We start from the raw sequence: 17,218 nt of genomic DNA, 5'->3' as shown, positions 1-17,218 counted from the left end.
CCCGGCCCACCCTGGACTACGACACCCCCGCCCAACGCCTCGCCACCCTCATCAACCAAGCCGCATAGCCGATGTTGCGCTAACCACTTGACTTTGAGACAAGGTCTGCAGCCCAGGCGTAGAAAACGGCGCGGACGTCTGGCCGGGCAGTTCACGGTTTTCTACACCAGGGTTGCTGGACCGTGAGATCAACAGCCCACACGTAGAAAACGGCGCGATGGCGGGGCGCACTGCGCAGGCGAGGTGCAGGCGCGCCATGGCGAGGTGCAGGCGCGCCATGGCGAGGCGCGGCGTCGCATTCGAGCCGCCAAACGGCAGCCCTTACGCGCTCGCCTCGTCCTCGACCTCAGCGGTCGCGTACGCGATGAACGACGTGATCTCCTCGACGGCGTGCCGCGCGTCGGGGTTGATGTCGAAGCTCAGCTGGAACATGTGCATAGCCCTGTCCCACACCTGGACCCACGCCGGAACACCGGCGGCCTGCAGCTTGTCGGCCAGGGCGAAGGCGTCGTTGAGCAGCATCTCGTGAGTGCCCACCTGGAGCAGGAACGGGCCGAGCCCGTGCAGGTCCGCCTCAGGCGGCATCACCGGCGTGGGCCGGGTGCCGTTGACCGTGGCGAACACGTCGTAGATGAACTTCACGGTCATGAACGGGAACATCACGTCGCGATGCTCTTGCAGCGCACGGTATTTCAGGTCCATGTCGGACGAGGTCAGCGGTGAGAGCAGGACCTGCCCGGCGGGAACCGGCAGCCCGGCGTCGCGGGCCGCCAGGGCGGTGTCGGCGGCCATCAGTCCGCCGGCCGAGTCCCCGGCCAGGACAATTCGATTGGGTGCGAACCCGAGCGACAGCGCCAGGCGGTAGCCGTCGAGCCCGTCGGCCACGGCGTCCTCGATGTCGGCCTGCGGGGCCAGGCGGTAGCCGACGTTGAGCACGCGCGCCCCGGTGGCCGCGGAAAGCTTCGACACGAAGCGGCGGTGCGAGTTGAGGCCGAGGGTCACCAGCGCCGAGCCGTGCAGGTAGACGATCACCCGGTCGGAGTCGCGGGCCTCGGGGGCGATCACCCATTCGGCCGGGCAGTTGGGCAGCGCCACCGGTGTCACCTCGGTGCCGGGCAGCGGCTTGATGAACCGCAGCGGCCGGTCGATGACGTCGAGGTGTGCACGCTGCAGCACCGCAGGGGCGACGCGGTTGATGCCCATTCCGATCAGGGTCAGCAGACCCAGCAATGGGCGGACGAAGATCGCGGTGGTCCAGCCGAGTGCTCTGGACTGCAAGGATGCGGGGCCGAAGTGCACGGTGGCCGGCCGGCTACGCCAATCGAGCGAATTCACGGTACCTAGGGTACCGGGTACCTGAAATCGCTCGGATCAGGGCAGGGTGACGGTGGCCTGGGCTTCGATCGCCTTGTTGACGTCGGTCAACGCGCTCCTGTCGCGTTCCAGCGCGTCGGCGTTGATCTGCAGCACGTACACCGCGCCGGGCGCCTGGATCACGATGGTGGTCTGGGTGATCGCTCGCCGCTGTTCGGCCTTCGCGTACGAGCCGGCCAGGTGGACCGAGGGGAATCCGCTGATCTCCCCGCGCGTCACGTCACCATTCGCCTTGTACTCCGCCAGGTTCTGCAGTTCGTTGGGGGCGAACTCGAGCAGCTTGTTGGGATCGACGTCACCGGTCAGCTTGGAGATCAGCGAGATGACCGACGGCGGATCCGGCGGGTTTGTCGGGTCGTTGACCATCGCCGAGTACGCCCAGGCCGGTGTGCGGGTGCCTGCGTCGATCCAGCCGGGCGGAGTCGGCCAGTTGAACACCGGTGCGCCCGGATCGCCGCGGTGGACCGGCGTTTCGACGAGGCCACTCTGCTTGATGTAGTCGGCAATGGTGAAGGCGTGTGCGGGTGCCTTGGGGGCGGTTGTGGTCTTCTCGCCGGAGGCATCGGTGGCGGTCGCGGACGTGGTGTCGCCGCCTGGGATGTCTTCTTCGCCTCCGGAGGTGACGGCGAAGACGATGCCACCGATGAGCAGGACCACCCCGGCGATCGCGGCCGCAGCCAGGACGACATTGCGCCGGTTGGTCGACTTCTTCGGGATCGGGGTGTGCGGCAACGGCGGCGGCCCGAAGTTGGTCTGCGGCGGCCCCACCGGCCCGGGCGGTCCCGACGGCCCGCTGAGGCCCTGCATGCCGACCGGCGTATTGCTCGCGACGGGTTGGCGCGAGGAGTTTTCGTTGCCTGCCCACGACGAGGTGAACACCGGCGGTTCTGACGGCGGTGCCTGCCGCGGGTTCGACGGCGAGAGTGGCGTCGGCGAGACGGGCGCCGGCGGCGGGTTCACCGGCTTCGGGATGATCAGGGGCGTGGTGGGCGGCGCCGGCTCGTGGGCCGGAGTCGGCGTACGCACCTCGGGGGTGGTTCCGGTGGCCGCCTCGGCCAGCGCGACGGCGAAGTCGTGGCAGGTGTCGTAACGGTCCTTGGCGTCCTTGGACAGCGCCTTGGCCATCACCGAATCGAACACGGCCAGTTCGGGTTTCGTGTCAGCCAGCTTCGGTGGCGGGGAGTTCAGGTGGTGGCTGATCACCACGGCAGGGTTGCTGTGCGCGAACGGCGGAGTACCGGTGAACAGGCGGTACGCCGTAGCGGCGAGCGAGTACTGGTCGGCCCGGCCGTCGAGGGGCTGTCCCATCAACTGTTCGGGCGCGGTGTAGGACATCGAGCCCACGGTGATGTTGGTCGAGGTGAGCCCGTTGACCTCGTCGGCGCGCCGTGCGATGCCGAAGTCGGTCAGCATGATGCGGCGCTTGGAACCCTGTTTGCTGGTCAGCAGGATGTTGGCGGGTTTCACGTCGCGGTGCAGCAGCTTGCGCTGGTGCGCGTAGTCCAGTGCGTCGCCGACGGCGGTGACGACCTCGATGACATCTTCGGCCGGCATGCCCTTGGGGTACTGGTCGTGCAGAAGCTTGGCCGCGTCGTGCCCGTCGACGAAATCCATCGAGATCCACAACCGGCCCTCGAATTCGCCGCGGTCGTGCACGCCCACGATGTGCGGATGCCACAGCGTGGCCGCCATGTCCGCCTCGCGGATGAACCGCTGCCGGAATTCGTTGTCGGAGCTGACACTGATGGGCAGCACTTTGAGAGCGTCCTCGCGGGGTAACCGCGGGTGGGACGCCAAATAGACCTCGCCCATGCCACCAGTGCCCACCAACCGCACGATGGTGAACCCTGCGAATTCCTGACCGCTAGCCAACGGCATGGAGCGCAGACTACCGGTAGCAACGCTCACGCAACGACTATGCCGGGGGAGTGGCTTCCACGCGCCGGATGCTAGTTCTGCCGGGTGGCGATGTGCGCGGGCGGGTTCAGTCGTAGCGTGGAGTGGTGAGCCAACCCAAAAACGATGGTCGCCGGCAGCCCGGCTCCGGCGATCTGCCCCGTACCGTCGGCGAGCTGCGCGCCTCCGGCCACCGTGAACGGGGCGTCAAAGCCGAAATTCGCGAGAACCTGCTGTCCGCACTTGCCGATCGCCGGGACCCTTGGTCTGGGATTCTCGGCTTTCAAGACACGGTGATCCCGCAGTTGGAGCGGGCGTTGATCGCCGGACACGACGTGGTGCTGCTCGGTGAGCGCGGCCAGGGCAAGACGCGGCTGCTGCGGGCGTTAACGGGGCTGCTCGATGAATGGACGCCGGTGATCGCCGGGTCCGAATTGGGTGAGCACCCCTTCAGCCCGATCACGCCCGAGTCGATCCGCCGAGCCGCCGATTCCGGCGAGGACCTTCCGATCGAGTGGCGGCACCGCAGTGAGCGCTACACCGAGAAGCTGGCCACTCCGGACACCAGCGTGGCCGACCTCGTGGGCGACATCGATCCGATCAAGGTGGCCGAGGGGCGCAGCCTGGGTGACCCGGAAACGATCGCCTACGGGCTGATCCCACGGGCCCACCGCGGCATCGTGGCCGTCAACGAGCTGCCCGATCTGGCCGAGCGGATTCAGGTGTCGATGCTCAACGTGATGGAGGAGCGCGACATTCAGGTCCGCGGCTACACGTTGCGGTTGCCGCTCGACGTTCTCGTCGTCGCGAGCGCCAACCCCGAGGACTACACGAACCGCGGCCGGATCATCACCCCGCTCAAGGACCGGTTCGGCGCCGAGATCCGTACGCACTACCCGTTGGAGATCGACGACGAGGTCGGGGTGATCCGCCAGGAGGCCCAGTTGGCCGCCGAGGTCCCGGATTACCTGCTCGGCGTGCTGGCCCGGTTCGCCCGCAATCTGCGTGAATCGAGTTCGATCGACCAACGGTCCGGTGTGTCGGCCCGCTTCGCGATCGCCGCTGCCGAGACGGTGGCGGCCTCGGCGCGGCACCGCTCCGCGATTCTCGGCGAGGACGATCCGGTGGCACGGGTGGTCGATCTGGCCACCGTGATCGACGTGCTGCGCGGCAAGTTGGAGTTCGAGACGGGCGAGGAGGGACGTGAGCAGGCGGTGCTGGAGCACCTGCTGCGACGTGCCACCGCCGATACCGCGCAGCGGCTGCTGGGCGGTATCGACGTCGCCCCGTTGGTGGCTGCGGTCGAGGAGGGCTCGCCGGTGACCACCGGGGAGCGGGTGTCGGCCAAGGACGTCCTGGCTGCGCTGCCCGATCTGGCCGTGGTCGACGCGCTCGCCTCCCGGCTGGGTGCGGTGTCGGTCGGTCAGCGCGCCGCGGCCATCGAATTGGCTTTGGAGGCGCTGTATCTGGCCAAGCGGGTGGACAAGGTGACGGGGGAGGGCGAGACGGTCTATGGCTGATCCCGGTCGGGGACACGGGCACACCTCGCGCTATTCGCGATACACCGGTGGCCCGGATCCGCTGGCACCACCGATCGATCTGCGCGACGCGCTCGAGCAGATCGGTCAGAGCGTCATGGAGGGCAGCTCGCCGCGCCGCGCGCTCTCGGAGCTGATGCGTCGCGGCACCGAGGGTATGCGCGGCACCGACCGCCTGGCGGCTGAGGCCAATCGGAAACGCCGGGAGTTGTTGCAGCGGCACAACCTTGACGGGACGCTGCAGGAGATCAAGAAGCTGCTCGACGAAGCCGTGCTCGCCGAGCGCAAGGAGTTGGCCCGCGCGCTCGACGATGATGCACGGTTCGGCGAATTGCAGATGGAGGCACTTTCCCCGTCACCGGCCAAGGCGGTACAGGAACTTGCCGACTATGACTGGCGCAGCCCTGAGGCGCGGCAGAAGTACGAGCAGATCAAGGATCTGCTGGGCCGCGAGATGCTGGATCAGCGTTTCGCCGGAATGAAGGAGGCGTTGGAGAACGCCACCGACGAGGACCGGCAGCGGGTCAACGACATGCTCGACGACCTCAACGACCTGCTGGACAAGCAAGCCCGCGGTGAAGATACCCCGCAGGACTTCCAGAACTTCATGGACAAGCACGGCGAGTTCTTCCCCGAAGGGCCGCAGAACATCGATGAACTACTGGACTCGTTGGCCAAGCGGGCCGCGGCCGCGCAGCGGTTCCGCAACAGCCTGTCGGCCGAGCAGCGTGCCGAGCTGGATGCCCTGTCGCAGCAGGCTTTCGGTTCGCCGTCATTGATGAATGCGCTCAATCGGCTCGACTCACACCTGCAGGCCGCCCGGCCGGGTGAGGACTGGAGCGGTTCGGAGCGGTTCTCGGGAGGCGATCCGCTTGGCATGGGTGAGGGTGCCCAGGCGCTGTCCGACATCGCCGAGTTGGAGCAGTTGGCCGACGCGTTGTCGCAGAGTTACGCCGGGGCGTCTATGGACGACGTCGACCTTGAGGCGTTGGCCCGTCAGCTCGGCGACGACGCCGCGATCGACGCCCGCACCCTGTCCGAACTGGAGAAGGCCCTGGTCAACCAGGGCTTCATCGACCGAGGTTCCGACGGGCAGTGGCGTCTTTCACCCAAGGCCATGCGTCAGCTCGGCCAGACCGCGTTGCGTGATGTGGCGCAACAACTTTCGGGTCGACACGGCGAGCGGGACACCCGACGCGCCGGGGCAGCGGGGGAGTTGACCGGGGCCACCCGCCCCTGGCAGTTCGGCGACACCGAACCGTGGAACGTCACCCGCACGGTCACCAATGCGGTGCTGCGCCAGGCCGGTACCGGAATCGCCGAGCGACCGATTCGGTTCGCGGTCGAGGACGTCGAGATCTCCGAGACCGAGACCCGCACCCAGGCGTGTGTGGCGCTGCTGGTGGACACCTCGTTCTCGATGGTGATGGAGAACCGCTGGCTACCGATGAAGCGCACCGCGCTGGCGCTCAACCATCTGGTGAGCACCCGGTTCCGCTCGGATGAGTTGCAGATCATCGCCTTCGGCCGGTACGCCCGCACGGTGACCGCGGGCGAGCTGACCGGGTTGGAGGGCGTGTACGAGCAGGGCACCAATCTGCACCACGCGCTGGCCCTGGCGACGCGGCATCTGCGTCGTCACCCCAATGCGCAACCGGTCGTGCTGGTGGTGACCGACGGCGAGCCGACTGCCCATCTGGAAGATTTCGGGGACGGGCACGGCTCTGAGGTCTTCTTCGACTACCCCCCACACCCCCGCACCATCGCCCACACCGTGCGGGGTTTCGACGAGGTGGCCCGGCTCGGTGCTCAGGTGACGATCTTCCGGTTGGGCTCCGACCCCGGGCTCGCCCGGTTCATCGACCAGGTGGCCCGTCGCGTGCAGGGCCGGGTCGTGGTGCCCGATCTCGACGGGCTGGGTGCCGCGGTGGTCGGCGACTACCTGCACTCGCGTCGGCGCTAGTTTGCGACACAGTCGGCGCGCCGCGGGCTCGCGTAGTCTCTGGGGGCGATGGGGGTCATGAAGCGCGGTGCGGGTGTGGTCGTGTTGGCGGCCGGACTGATTCTCAGCGGGTGCACGCAGATGACCGACGGCACCGCGAAGGCCGGCTTCGCACCACCCGGAGCGCCCTCGGGAGCATCCGGTTACAAGGCCCAAACCTGCGAGCAGTTGCACTCGGACGCCTGGATCGAAGTTCCCGGGACCGGGCCCGACGAGCCGCGGGTGCGTGTCGCGCAACCACCGGGCTGGGTGCCGGTGCCTGAGTTCGCCAAGGGCCCGGTCAAACTGGTGCTGCGTAATGAATCCCTCACCGACGGTGTGACGAATCCAGCCATCTCGGTGTCGATCGGAGATGCGACGGACGGGGACCGGCCGCCCAAGGACCTGCTGAGTGACACGATCAAGGGCTTCCAATCCATCGGCGCGCAGAACATCACCCAGGTGCCGTCCGAGATTTGTGGTTTCCCGGCGCTGATGGTCAACTACACGACCCCGCCCGACGACAAGATCAGCAAGACCAGCTACGTGACGTCCGTGTCGGTGATGGTGCCGCTCGGAGCGAAGGTCTGGAACATCGTGGCGTTGGCGCAGAGCACGGCGCCCAACAATCCCACCTTCATGGCCGACGCGCAGGTGATGTTGGCGGGATTGCGGATTGCGATGCCGCGCTGACCGGCATTTGTCGACGTCGGAGTGTGCGCGAAACTCTTTATTCATTGCGTTGGCAATAAGCGGCGCGGCTTCGGTTGGCGGCGGGACACTTCGGCAATGCAACTTTTGCGTAGCGCAACGCTATTCGACATTTCTTGATCGGTGCTTTCAATTCATTGCAAAGGCAATCAAACGGTGAAGGTCGATTCATTCGGCGTACCTTCGCCAGAGCTGTGACGACGCTGCGAGTGGAATTCACATCGATTTGACCTGGGCATACATGCGGGTTCGGGTCGCGCCGGGCAGTTGTCTGCGCCTGGGGGCGGTGGAAATCGGCGACCGGGTAAAGGCGGTTTTGTGTCGCTACATTCGCCCGGCGCTTGCCAGCCGTAGTTAACGGATTCGCGAATGATTTTCCTGTCGTTATCGGTTGCGGGAGTGAATGTGGAGACTTAGCATTCTCAGGAGTTTCTAAGTTGCCGTCGGCGGATCTCCAAGTCGGCCGTACCGTCCTCTAGTTAAGGGGTCCACCGCATGGCTGTACGTCCGCTCGTCACCACTGGTGCCGCACTTCTCAGCGCAGCTGCAGTCGTCGCCGCGACTCCGGCATTGTTCGTGCCCCGAGACCACGTCACGGTCGCCGCGCCGACCGCAGCCCTGGAACCGACGAAGCTGACGCAGGACCAGATCAATCTGCTTGCGCTGTCGCTGCAGGGTGCCTGGCAGTCCTTCACTCAGGGGTACGGCGGTATCTACATCCCCGGCCAGGTTCCCGAGATCGATCCGGTCACCGGTGAGATCGTCACCGATGCCGACGGCAACCCGGTGATGGTCGATGCGCCTGGTGACTGCACCGCCGCCGGAGCCGTGTGCCAGAAGGGCTTCACCGGACTGGCGTACTACCTCAGCGACAACATCCTGCCGCTCGGCGACGTGGACAACATCTTCTTCGAGGGCGGCTTCACCGAGCTGGCGCACGTGGCCATCCGCACCGTGGCCGTCGCCATCGATTCGGTTGACCCGACCGGCCGGCTGGATCTGACCAAGCGTGTCGACGACTTCTTCGAAGGTGGCGCAACGCAACTCATCGGCAACCTGTTGCTCGACAACCTGCCGCAGGACGGCTATGCCTACGGTCTGACCAACTCGTTCTTCTTCGGGTATGGCGACAACAGCGGCATCTACGCGGCGTTCACCTATGTCGTGGATGCGATCGCCCAGGGCACGCCCACTCCCACTCCGAATCTGATCAATCCGCTCGACTCCGGCCCTTCCCTGCTCTCGACCGAGGAGGAGAGCAACAGCGACACCATGCTGCTGGCCAAGAAGGAGACCGGCACGTCCGTCACCAGCCTGCCGGGGCCGGCATCGCTGCTGAACCTGTCGACGCAGTCGCCGTTCAAGAAGCTGTTCAAGTCGCCCTTCCAGGCCCCCTCCGAGGACGAGACGAACCTCGTCAACACCCTCGACACCACCGATCCGGGCGCGGTCAAGGACACCGAGAACCCGGTCGAGGGTGGGACCGTTCCGTTGGGCGCCGAGATTCCGAAGCTTGATCTTCCGAAGTTCGAGCTTCCCAAGGCGCCGGAATTCAAGGTGCCCGAATTCAAGACGCCGGAATTCAAGACGCCGGACCTGACGGTCCCAGAGGTCAAGACGCCGGACGCCACGGTGCCCGAGATCAAGGCGCCGGAACTCAAGCCCGACCTCCCCAAGATCAACGTCAAGGACAAAGAAGTCACCGGCGAAGACGGCACCAACACCGGCGTTGACACCCGGACCGGTAACAAGGTCGCGCCGCCCATCCTCTTCGGTGACGGCAAGCCGAAGGGCGAATCCAACGGCAGCAAGTTCCTGAAGAAACTGGGCGAGGCCGTCAAGAACGCCACCGACGCCGGCAAGGACAACGGAACCGACGGCGGCGACAAGTAGTCATGCGGCCAGAAAACTGAGTGCGATCTCAGTTTCTTCTCAGGTCCGACGGCCGCCGGTGAAGTTCGCTCAGGTCCGTGAGCTGGGCATATTGACTGCCGTGTAAGGCGAAGTGCGTCCGACATTTGTCGGCAGCGAACTCAACCCGGAAATGCCGGCGTATTCAATGGCGCCCGTCATTGCTTTTCGCGACGGGACACTGCCAGTTTTCGGCCGGGATTTCCGGCACACCGACAGCCGAGGTTCGTGCCGGCCGGGAACGAGCCGTGACCCCGGCCGTGCCCGCACCGGATGAAGGTGCGTCGGCGCCGGGGTCATGCGCGCTGACCTAGGGAGATGAGTGGGCTGCTGCCAGCTGGCCGAGGCGGGTGTGAGAGTGTGCCCGGCCGCTGCCTTCGGTGTTCGCACCACGGATTCCGTATGCGGCCACCCGCCCTTTTGTGCCAGATGTGCGTATCGGCGACGGTATCCGAAATTAGCTGAAAGTGAATCGATCGGGAATGCCGTGTTAGGCGCCGAAATATTTGTCGGTGCCGTCCCGCAAAATCGACGCTGCGACAGTGCGCCGGCGACTCCTGCCTCGCGTCGGGAGAGGTTGCGGGAGGTGGTGACGGGAATTACCCTTCTCAAGGACTTTTAAGGTAGTACGCAGACACCAGGACGGATTCTCAGGAATCCGTCCTGCGCTTGAGATAAGGGGCCACACCCACATGGCAGTCCGTCCGCTCGTCACCACTGGTGTGGCCCTGCTCAGCGCCGGTGCGCTGGTGGCCGGGACCCCCGCGCTGTTCGTTCCTCGTGACGAGATCACGGTTGCCGCCTCAACTGCGGAAGCCACGGTCCACCGGACCATGACGGCCGAGCAGATCAACCTGGTGGCGCTTTCGCTGGAAGCGGCCTTGGGATCCTTCCTGGATGGTTACGGCGGCTACTACTACCAGGGCTATGTTCCCGCCCCGACGCCCGGCTACATCCTCAACGAGGACGGGACTCTGCTCCTGGACCCGGATGAGGACACTCCGGCGGACACCGCACTGGTCGGGCCGGACGGAAAGCCCCTTTACAAAGATGCGGCGCACACGATCCCCGCAACCGTCGGCGACATGGGCGACGGCGTCCAGTTCTACAACGCCTTGGGCAACAAGGTCAACGAAAACTTCTACGACCCGGGCAACTGCTCCGCAACCGGCGCGGTCTGCCATGACGGCTTCACCGGCCTGGCGTACTACCTCAGCGACAACATCCTGCCCCTCGATGTTTTCGACAACATCTTCTTCGAGGCGGGTGCCACCGAGTTCGCCTATCTCGGTTCAGTGGTCGCCGCCTCGATCGTCGATGCGTTCGACCCGACGCAACGCCTCCAGCTGTCGAAGCGGGTCGATGAGTTCTTCACCGGTGGGGCCACCATGGTCGTCGGCAGCATTCTGAACGACAACCTTCCGGATGGCAGTTTCGCGCAGGATCTGAGCAACTCGTTCTTCTTCGGGTACGGCGACGATACGGGCATCACCGCCGCCGTCAACTACATCGTCGACACCGTGAGGGCGGTGCTCACTCCCGAGGAGCCATCTGAAGAGGCCGGCACCTTGAGCCTCCTGTCGACGCAAGAAGAGACCACGTCGAAGGTGGAAGCCGGGCCAGGTTCGGTGACGTCCACGACCCTGCCGAACCTCAGCAAGCTGCTGAGCCTGCCGACGGACGTCGAGTCGCCGTTCAAGAAGCTGGTGGAGAAGCTCGAGGCGCCCGATGAGTCCAAGCTCGTCAAGACTCTCGACCTCAAGACCGAGGACGTCACGGTCGACGAGACGGCTGAGGACGGCACCGAGGCAGCCACACCCGTCGTCGAGGTCTCGAAGCCCGAGGCTCCGAAGTTCGAGCTGCCGAAACTGGATCTGGGCCTGAACCTGACGCCCAAGACCACGGTCAACGAGGCTGCGGAAGTCAAAGAGACTGCGGCACAAGAAGAGTCCGAGGAGAAGGCGAGCTCGGAGGAGAAGGCCGGCACTGCGGACTCGGCGGACACCGGTGCCACCGGTGCCACCGGCAAGACTGCGAACAAGTTCGCTCCGAAATCGCGCACCACCGAGCGCAAGAAGTCGGCCGGCGAGAAGTTCGTCGAGAACGCCACGAAGAATCTGGAGAAGGCGTTCAAGCCCACCACCAAGGCCGGTGCCGACAAGCAGGAGACTGCCAAGGGTGCCACCGCCAAGGGTGCTTCCGACAGCGATTCCGGAGCCAAGGCCGGCAACACGCATGCCGATGCCAAGAGCGCCAAGGACAGCAAAGACAGCAAGGACAGCAAGGACAGCAAGGGTCACAAGGACAAGTAACGCCTGAACTGTCACGCAACGGCCCCCTCCAAATCGGAGGGGGCCGTTGCGTTTTCACGTACTTGGATGGTCGCTGTGGACGGGCTGTGAATTCTCGTGATCATGTGCCGAACAGCAAATGAACAACGGCGCCAGTACCTATCGCACCTGGTCGCGGTGCCTTAGGTTCGCTGGCGGGCCAGTGGCAATGTCAGCTTCTTGGCCCCAATCTAGCTGCGGCGCAACGCCACTCACGAGAGGTAACAGGCATGGCAAAACATCGGAAGTTGTCCGAGCGGTCGGTTCGGACGCGGACGTTGGTCGGGGGTGTCATCGCGGGCGGTGCGTTGGCGGTGGCTTTGCCGACCGGGCTGGCATCCGCTGACTCCAGCAAGTCGGGCGACGCGGTTGGCCGCCCCGCTTTCGACAACCCCGCGCCGGGAGTCCGGGCGGCCCAGGCCGTCGGCGACAAGGTCTTCAACCAGACCCCCGGTGTCAACAAGACGCTCGACGACAGCCCGCTGGGCGAGGCGTACCACATCAACTTCGGCACCGGGAATTACGCCGATCCCAGCAAGGGCACCAACGGCGTGATCCAGGGCGAGCTGAACGTCAATGCCGGCAAGTACTACTACAACCAGACGCAGAAGTACTCGAATCAGTACCTGGGCAACAAGTTCCTCCCCGACGAGAAGGACCTGCCGGGCACCCTGCCCAAGGCCATCGCCGGCGACGGGCCCACCGCCAAGGTGTCGAGCGCCAAGCCTTCCAATTCGAACAAGGCTCTGACGTGCGTCGCCGCTGCGAGCTGCAACCACTGATCCCAGTTCACACAGACGGGCGGGCCTTCGGGCCCGCCCGTTTTGCGTCGGTAGCGGCCGTCAGGGCCTAATCAACCTGGTTACGGCGCTTCTTGCGCTTCACGCTCACGCTGCCCCACAGGGAGAACCCGCGGATGTGTACGCGTGGCGCCCCGGATGTGCCGGCCCCGTCGACGCCGTGATCGAAGTTCCCCATCACGCCCACACCTTCGACATCCACATTCACCTCAGGTGGCACCAGGATGGTCTGCCCGCCGAAGATCGAATAGGTGCGGACGTCGACGTCGGGTGCGGTGAAGTCGGCGTAGCGCAGGTCCACCACTCCACCGCCGAAGAGGGCGAACGTCGTCAGCTTCTTGGGAACGTTCCACCGGCCACGGCGCTCGAACCCGCTCATGATCGCCAGCAGCAGCGTCGAGGGGGCGGGGCGACACTGGCTGGCCGAACAGTTCACCGCGCCCGGAAGATCGCGGCTGAGCCGGGCCAGGTCGTCGTAGGTCTCCGCGGCGTAGGCCTTTGCTAGCCGGTCCTCGTATTCGTCCATCGGCAGCCGGCCCGCGGCGGCAGCATCGGTGAGCAGCTGCGCCACCTGGATGCGGTCGGTGTCGGCAGCCCGCATCGACCTGTCCTGCGGCGCTGAAGTGCTCATCGCTGTCGAGCCTACGACTATCGCTGTCACATGCAAGACCAGTAGCCAAACTGTGTCGCCAGGGGCGCGGGAGTGGCTGCCGCGCGACGCCGGTGATCTACCGGTCGCTACCCAGGTACTCCTCGAACGAAACGCCTTTGACTGCATTTTCCGGGGTCAGATTGGCCCCCGACCTGTAACCGGCGACGATCCGCCCGGGGATGGTGAGTCTGGCCACGCGACGAAGGCTGTTGTGTGCTGACAGATACATCTGTCCCAATTCTGGGTGACTGTGGACGCTGGGTCCGCCGATGTCGGACACCCTCCCCGCGGGCTCGGAATCGATCAACGCGACCAGTCTGGCGGCCACATCGCGGGTGTCTATCGGCTGGAATCGGACATCACGCAACGCCCACAAAACGGGCGAAAATCGCTGTGCCGAGAACGTCTTTTCGATTAGCTCGTGGAACTGCGTCGCGCGCAGGATCGAGTGCCCGACACCCGACGTCTCGAGCGCCTGCTCGACCCTGAGTTTGGTCTTGTAATAAGGAAGCGGGATGTCCTCGATCCCGACGATCGAGATGTAGACGAGGTGCCCGACGCCCTTGCGTCGTGCGGCCTCGATCAGATTCCGGGCCGCCCGGACGTCCTTACTGCCGGTGGGTTGCGTGGCGCAATGGACGACGGCGTCCACGCCGTCGAGTGCGGCGTCCAACCCGCCGGGGGACAGCAGGTCGGCCTGGTGCCAGTGCACACCCGTGTAGCCGACCCGTTCCCGACGGCTCAACGCGCGGACGTGATGACCGGCATCGATGGCCTCCGGCACCACATGGTGGCCGAGACTGCCGGTCGCCCCGGTGACGAGCACAGTGCGTGGCATGTGGGCCACGCTACCGACGCGTCACCGCGGCTGTCAGCGATTACCGCGGGTGCGTCTTACGCTGCGGCGTGCTTCGGGGCCTTCTTCGCCTGCTTCTTCGACTCCTTGACTTTCGCCTTGGCGTCGTCGGCTGTCTTGTCGATCTTCTTCGCGGTCTCCTTGCCGGCCTTCTCCACCTTGTCGGCGGTGTCCTCCGCGGCTTGACGCACCTTGGCGACCGTTTCCTTCACCGACTTCTTGAGCGGATTGTTCGCGTCGGTGGCGTGGCGGGACTTGGCCTTTGTCTTGGCCGATTCGGAGAGTTTCGTGACGCGCTTGGAGAGCGCGGAGTCCTTCGACGAATCCTGTTCCAGACCAAGGTCGTTGAGCGCGTCCCTGAGGGGCGTCGGCTTGGCGCCGGCGGCCGTGTCGGTCGCTTCGACGCTCAGCGTCTTCAACTGCGCGCCGGCCGACGGGAGCGCATTGACGGACTGGGTGCCCGCCTTCTTGTCGGTCGTGGAGCCGTTGACCTTCAACATGTTGTCGATGGCGGTTTCCATCTGAGCGTTCATGTCATCGAGGGCATGGGTGACCGGGGCCAGACCCTTCTCGACGGCATCGAACATCGGGTCGGCGCCCTTCTGCACGGCCTCCAAGGCGTCAGAAAGGGCCTTGGCGACTGCCACCGACGCGGCGTTCTTCACGAGCGGCTCCAAGTTCGCGCCCGGCAGTTTCGCGACCCACGCGTCCGGGTTCAGGGCGTTGTCCTGGATGCCGTCGATCAGCGCGTCGAACACAATTTGGTTGGCCGCCAGCTGTTGTGTCGGAGTGAGCGGGGAGTGCCAGAAGTATGCCTGCTCACCGGCTTCGTTGAACGTGCGTTCCAGATCCGCCGGGTTGACGTCCTGGTAGCCCATGTTCACCAGCTTGCGCAGGGCAGGCTCGATGCTGTCGGTCAGCGGCGTCGGGATGTCAACACCCGGAACGAGGTTGAGCAGATGCGGTGCCATCCGGAACGGCTCCAGCAACGGCAGATTGCCCGAGTCATACGTGATGTAGGTGGCGTTGCCTGGGAAGTCGAGGACGTTCACGTTGAAGAGTTTCAGCAAGTCGCCGAGGACAGGGATCATCTGCAGACCCTGGCCGCCGGTCGGGTCGATCATTACCTTCACGCCGTCACCGATGCCGGTGATCAGCCTCGGCAGCACATGGTTGCCGATGTTGTTGCCCTCGTCGGGCAGCAGGTAGGTGAGGAACACCCCGGCCGCGAGCGAGTTCGCCCAGGCCAGCGGGCTCAGCGTGGTGGGCACATCCGACAGCGGGTTGTAGGCCCAGGTGATGTCGAGGATCGAGGTGTTGAGCACCTTGGTCTGGTCGGCATTGGTGTAGCTGCCCGCGTCCGGCGTGGTGAGGTCCACTCCGAACAGGTTGGTGAGAGGCGTTGCCAGCGCGAACAATCCGCCACCAGGTCGACTGACGTTGTTGACGAAGATCAGCCACTGCCCCGTCACCCCGACGCCCCATTCCGGGTCATCGGACTGCACCGCGTTGATCATGTCGCGGTAGGCCATCGATGTGGTGAGGCCGCCCAGACTCTCCGACAGGATGATGTCGCGGCGCTGATTCAGGACGGGTGCGTGTTTGGCGATCCAGTTGATGAACGCATTGTTATCGCCGAGCCCGAACATCTTGGAGAGCCCGGTGAAGGTGTAGTCCAGGTCGTTCACGGCGTTGTACACGTCGTCGGGCATCGGGCCCTTGACGCCGGCCTCGATGGGCGAAATTGCGTCCAGGAGATCCAGCAATCCGATGACGGTCTCGGCCAGTGCGGTGTTGCCGGTCAGTCCTCCGGCTGTCCTGATCACGTTCTCCGGCGTGATCCCCAAAAGTTGAGCGGTCCAGAAGATCGGACCGACGCCGTAGATCCCGACGATGTCGGGGATCTTTCCGATGTCGGAGTTTGATGCGGCGGTCAGCTCGACCTCGGCCTGCACACTGCGGTCGTGGGCCGCGAGCGCTTCCGGCGCGGACGACGCCACACCGGCGGTCAGCGCTGCTGTGGTGGCAACGACGGCGGCCGCGGTGGCTGCGGCTTTGGCCGTGTGCAGACGGAGAGGGGTGGGCTGTGACATCAAAGCGCGCCGCCTTCGATATGTGATCTGGCTGACAAATGCTTGCACACTGTAACAACACATATTTGCCTGGTGGCAAATTTGCCAAGATGACGCCCGCGCGGGCAGTTGGAGGATGGCGGCGCTGCGGAATCCGTCGTCGCCCGACGCGCATCGCCGATGCGGCAGGATATTTCACCCGCGGGCACGCGCAGGGCGTGGCGGACTCGGAACCCGCGAGTTCCGGTCGACGGCATTGCGGTCAGTGCAGCGTGGGGCAGAATTGAATGCAACTTTTGGAGGCGCCAGACACCCGCCAGAACACGGCGTGAGGGCATTCGGTACTGGGGTCAAGGGCCTCGATCGCCGGTTGGGCGCTCCGACCTGAACGGTTGGGTACGCAGGAGGCGGCTGTTAGGGCCGCCGAAAAGGTTGTCGTTCAGTAATATTCGAGGTTCGGAGAACACTTGCGTTTCTCGAAGCGGGCGCATTGACCTATCGGTGCGCGCTTTCGCCCGCTCCGGAGTGAGCGGGTCCAGGGCCGCGGCCGGCCCTGGACCCTTAACTGCAATCAGCTCAGGCGGGCGCTGCTTGTTGAGCGCCTGCGGGGATCAGGCCGAGCTGCTGCAGCATGCCGAGGGTGTCCCAGGTAACCCAGCTTTCGGCGATCTTGCCGTCTTCGATCCGGTCGACATCGGTCAAGTTGATCCGACTGTGCTTGCCGGTCGCGGGCCGACCCATGATCTCGCCGGTGTTGTCGCCCTGCGCCTCGATCATCGTGCAGACGTAGTCGCCCTCGGCGAGTTGCATCTTGATGTCAAACCGCATGTTGGAGAACGACTTCCGATACATGCCCATGAGGCTTCTCATGTGCTCGGGACCCCGCTGATCGCCGAACGGATCCTGCGTGTCGTGGAAGGCGGCAGTCGGAGCGACGAGATCGTCGAGCTCGCTGAGGTCGCCGGAGGCAAATACCTCCCATATGCGTCGGGAAATCGCCTTGTTCTGATCATCGGCCATGATTCCGGCCTTTCAGGGGGTCACCGCACGGCAGATAACGTCCGCACAGGAAACGGTAGAACTGCGGCCGCAGATCC

12 protein-coding genes are annotated in these 17,218 nt (G+C 65.1%); 6 read left to right on the top strand and 6 right to left on the bottom strand.

The features are described from left to right. Nucleotides 1-321: 321 nt before the first annotated feature. Nucleotides 322-1,335 carry an alpha/beta hydrolase gene (locus tag AC4ELS_RS11545; RefSeq protein WP_064959082.1) on the bottom strand — a complete coding sequence of 338 codons (1,014 nt, stop codon included), beginning with the start codon at nt 1,333-1,335 and terminating at the stop codon, nt 322-324. 36 nt (nt 1,336-1,371) lie between these two features. After that, complete coding sequence (locus AC4ELS_RS11540; RefSeq protein WP_448441940.1) at nt 1,372-3,252, bottom strand: LpqN/LpqT family lipoprotein; 1,881 nt, start codon at nt 3,250-3,252, stop codon at nt 1,372-1,374. Between the two features lie 125 nt (nt 3,253-3,377). On the opposite strand from AC4ELS_RS11540, the gene AC4ELS_RS11535 reads away from it, so the two are divergent. From AC4ELS_RS11535 to AC4ELS_RS11510, 6 genes are all read left to right on the top strand, one after another. Continuing rightward, on the top strand, nt 3,378-4,790 hold the full coding sequence (locus AC4ELS_RS11535) for a sigma 54-interacting transcriptional regulator (protein WP_174554252.1): 1,413 nt from the start codon (nt 3,378-3,380) through the stop codon (nt 4,788-4,790). Continuing rightward, entirely contained in the window at nt 4,783-6,771 is a 1,989-nt protein-coding gene (locus AC4ELS_RS11530) for a vWA domain-containing protein (protein WP_499047452.1), read from the top strand. The genes AC4ELS_RS11535 and AC4ELS_RS11530 overlap by 8 nt, the downstream gene beginning before the upstream one ends. 48 nt (nt 6,772-6,819) lie before the next feature. Next, on the top strand, nt 6,820-7,482 hold the full coding sequence (locus AC4ELS_RS11525) for a hypothetical protein (protein ID WP_448457036.1): 663 nt from the start codon (nt 6,820-6,822) through the stop codon (nt 7,480-7,482). A 513-nt stretch (nt 7,483-7,995) separates the two neighbouring features. Next, nucleotides 7,996-9,393 carry a hypothetical protein gene (locus tag AC4ELS_RS11520; protein WP_498889083.1) on the top strand — a complete coding sequence of 466 codons (1,398 nt, stop codon included), beginning with the start codon at nt 7,996-7,998 and terminating at the stop codon, nt 9,391-9,393. A gap of 710 nt (nt 9,394-10,103) precedes the next feature. Continuing rightward, nucleotides 10,104-11,723, top strand: coding sequence for a hypothetical protein (locus AC4ELS_RS11515; RefSeq protein ID WP_448441948.1), 1,620 nt, complete (start codon nt 10,104-10,106; stop codon nt 11,721-11,723). A gap of 248 nt (nt 11,724-11,971) precedes the next feature. Beyond that, nucleotides 11,972-12,523 carry a hypothetical protein gene (locus tag AC4ELS_RS11510; RefSeq protein ID WP_064882586.1) on the top strand — a complete coding sequence of 184 codons (552 nt, stop codon included), beginning with the start codon at nt 11,972-11,974 and terminating at the stop codon, nt 12,521-12,523. A gap of 67 nt (nt 12,524-12,590) precedes the next feature. On the opposite strand, the gene AC4ELS_RS11505 is transcribed toward AC4ELS_RS11510, so the two are convergent. The 4 genes from AC4ELS_RS11505 to AC4ELS_RS11490 all read right to left on the bottom strand — a co-directional run bounded on the left by AC4ELS_RS11505 (nt 12,591) and on the right by AC4ELS_RS11490 (nt 17,141). Then, complete coding sequence (locus tag AC4ELS_RS11505) at nt 12,591-13,172, bottom strand: DUF1707 SHOCT-like domain-containing protein (protein ID WP_064882588.1); 582 nt, start codon at nt 13,170-13,172, stop codon at nt 12,591-12,593. A gap of 97 nt (nt 13,173-13,269) precedes the next feature. After that, nucleotides 13,270-14,031 (bottom strand): SDR family oxidoreductase, encoded by a 762-nt coding sequence (locus AC4ELS_RS11500; RefSeq protein ID WP_064959087.1) that lies wholly within the window; start codon nt 14,029-14,031, stop codon nt 13,270-13,272. 56 nt (nt 14,032-14,087) lie between these two features. After that, the gene (locus tag AC4ELS_RS11495) at nt 14,088-16,142 is read right to left on the bottom strand and encodes an alpha/beta hydrolase family protein (RefSeq protein ID WP_498889086.1); all 2,055 of its coding nucleotides are present in this window, start codon (nt 16,140-16,142) and stop codon (nt 14,088-14,090) included. A 555-nt stretch (nt 16,143-16,697) separates the two neighbouring features. Beyond that, nucleotides 16,698-17,141 carry an ester cyclase gene (locus AC4ELS_RS11490; protein WP_131811644.1) on the bottom strand — a complete coding sequence of 148 codons (444 nt, stop codon included), beginning with the start codon at nt 17,139-17,141 and terminating at the stop codon, nt 16,698-16,700. Between the last annotated feature and the right edge of the window lie 77 nt (nt 17,142-17,218).

The sequence above is a fragment of the Mycobacterium shunyiense genome (assembly GCF_058270035.1).
The sequence above is the reverse complement of the archived record's forward strand: the minus strand, read 5'-3'. Positions and strand labels throughout refer to the sequence as shown.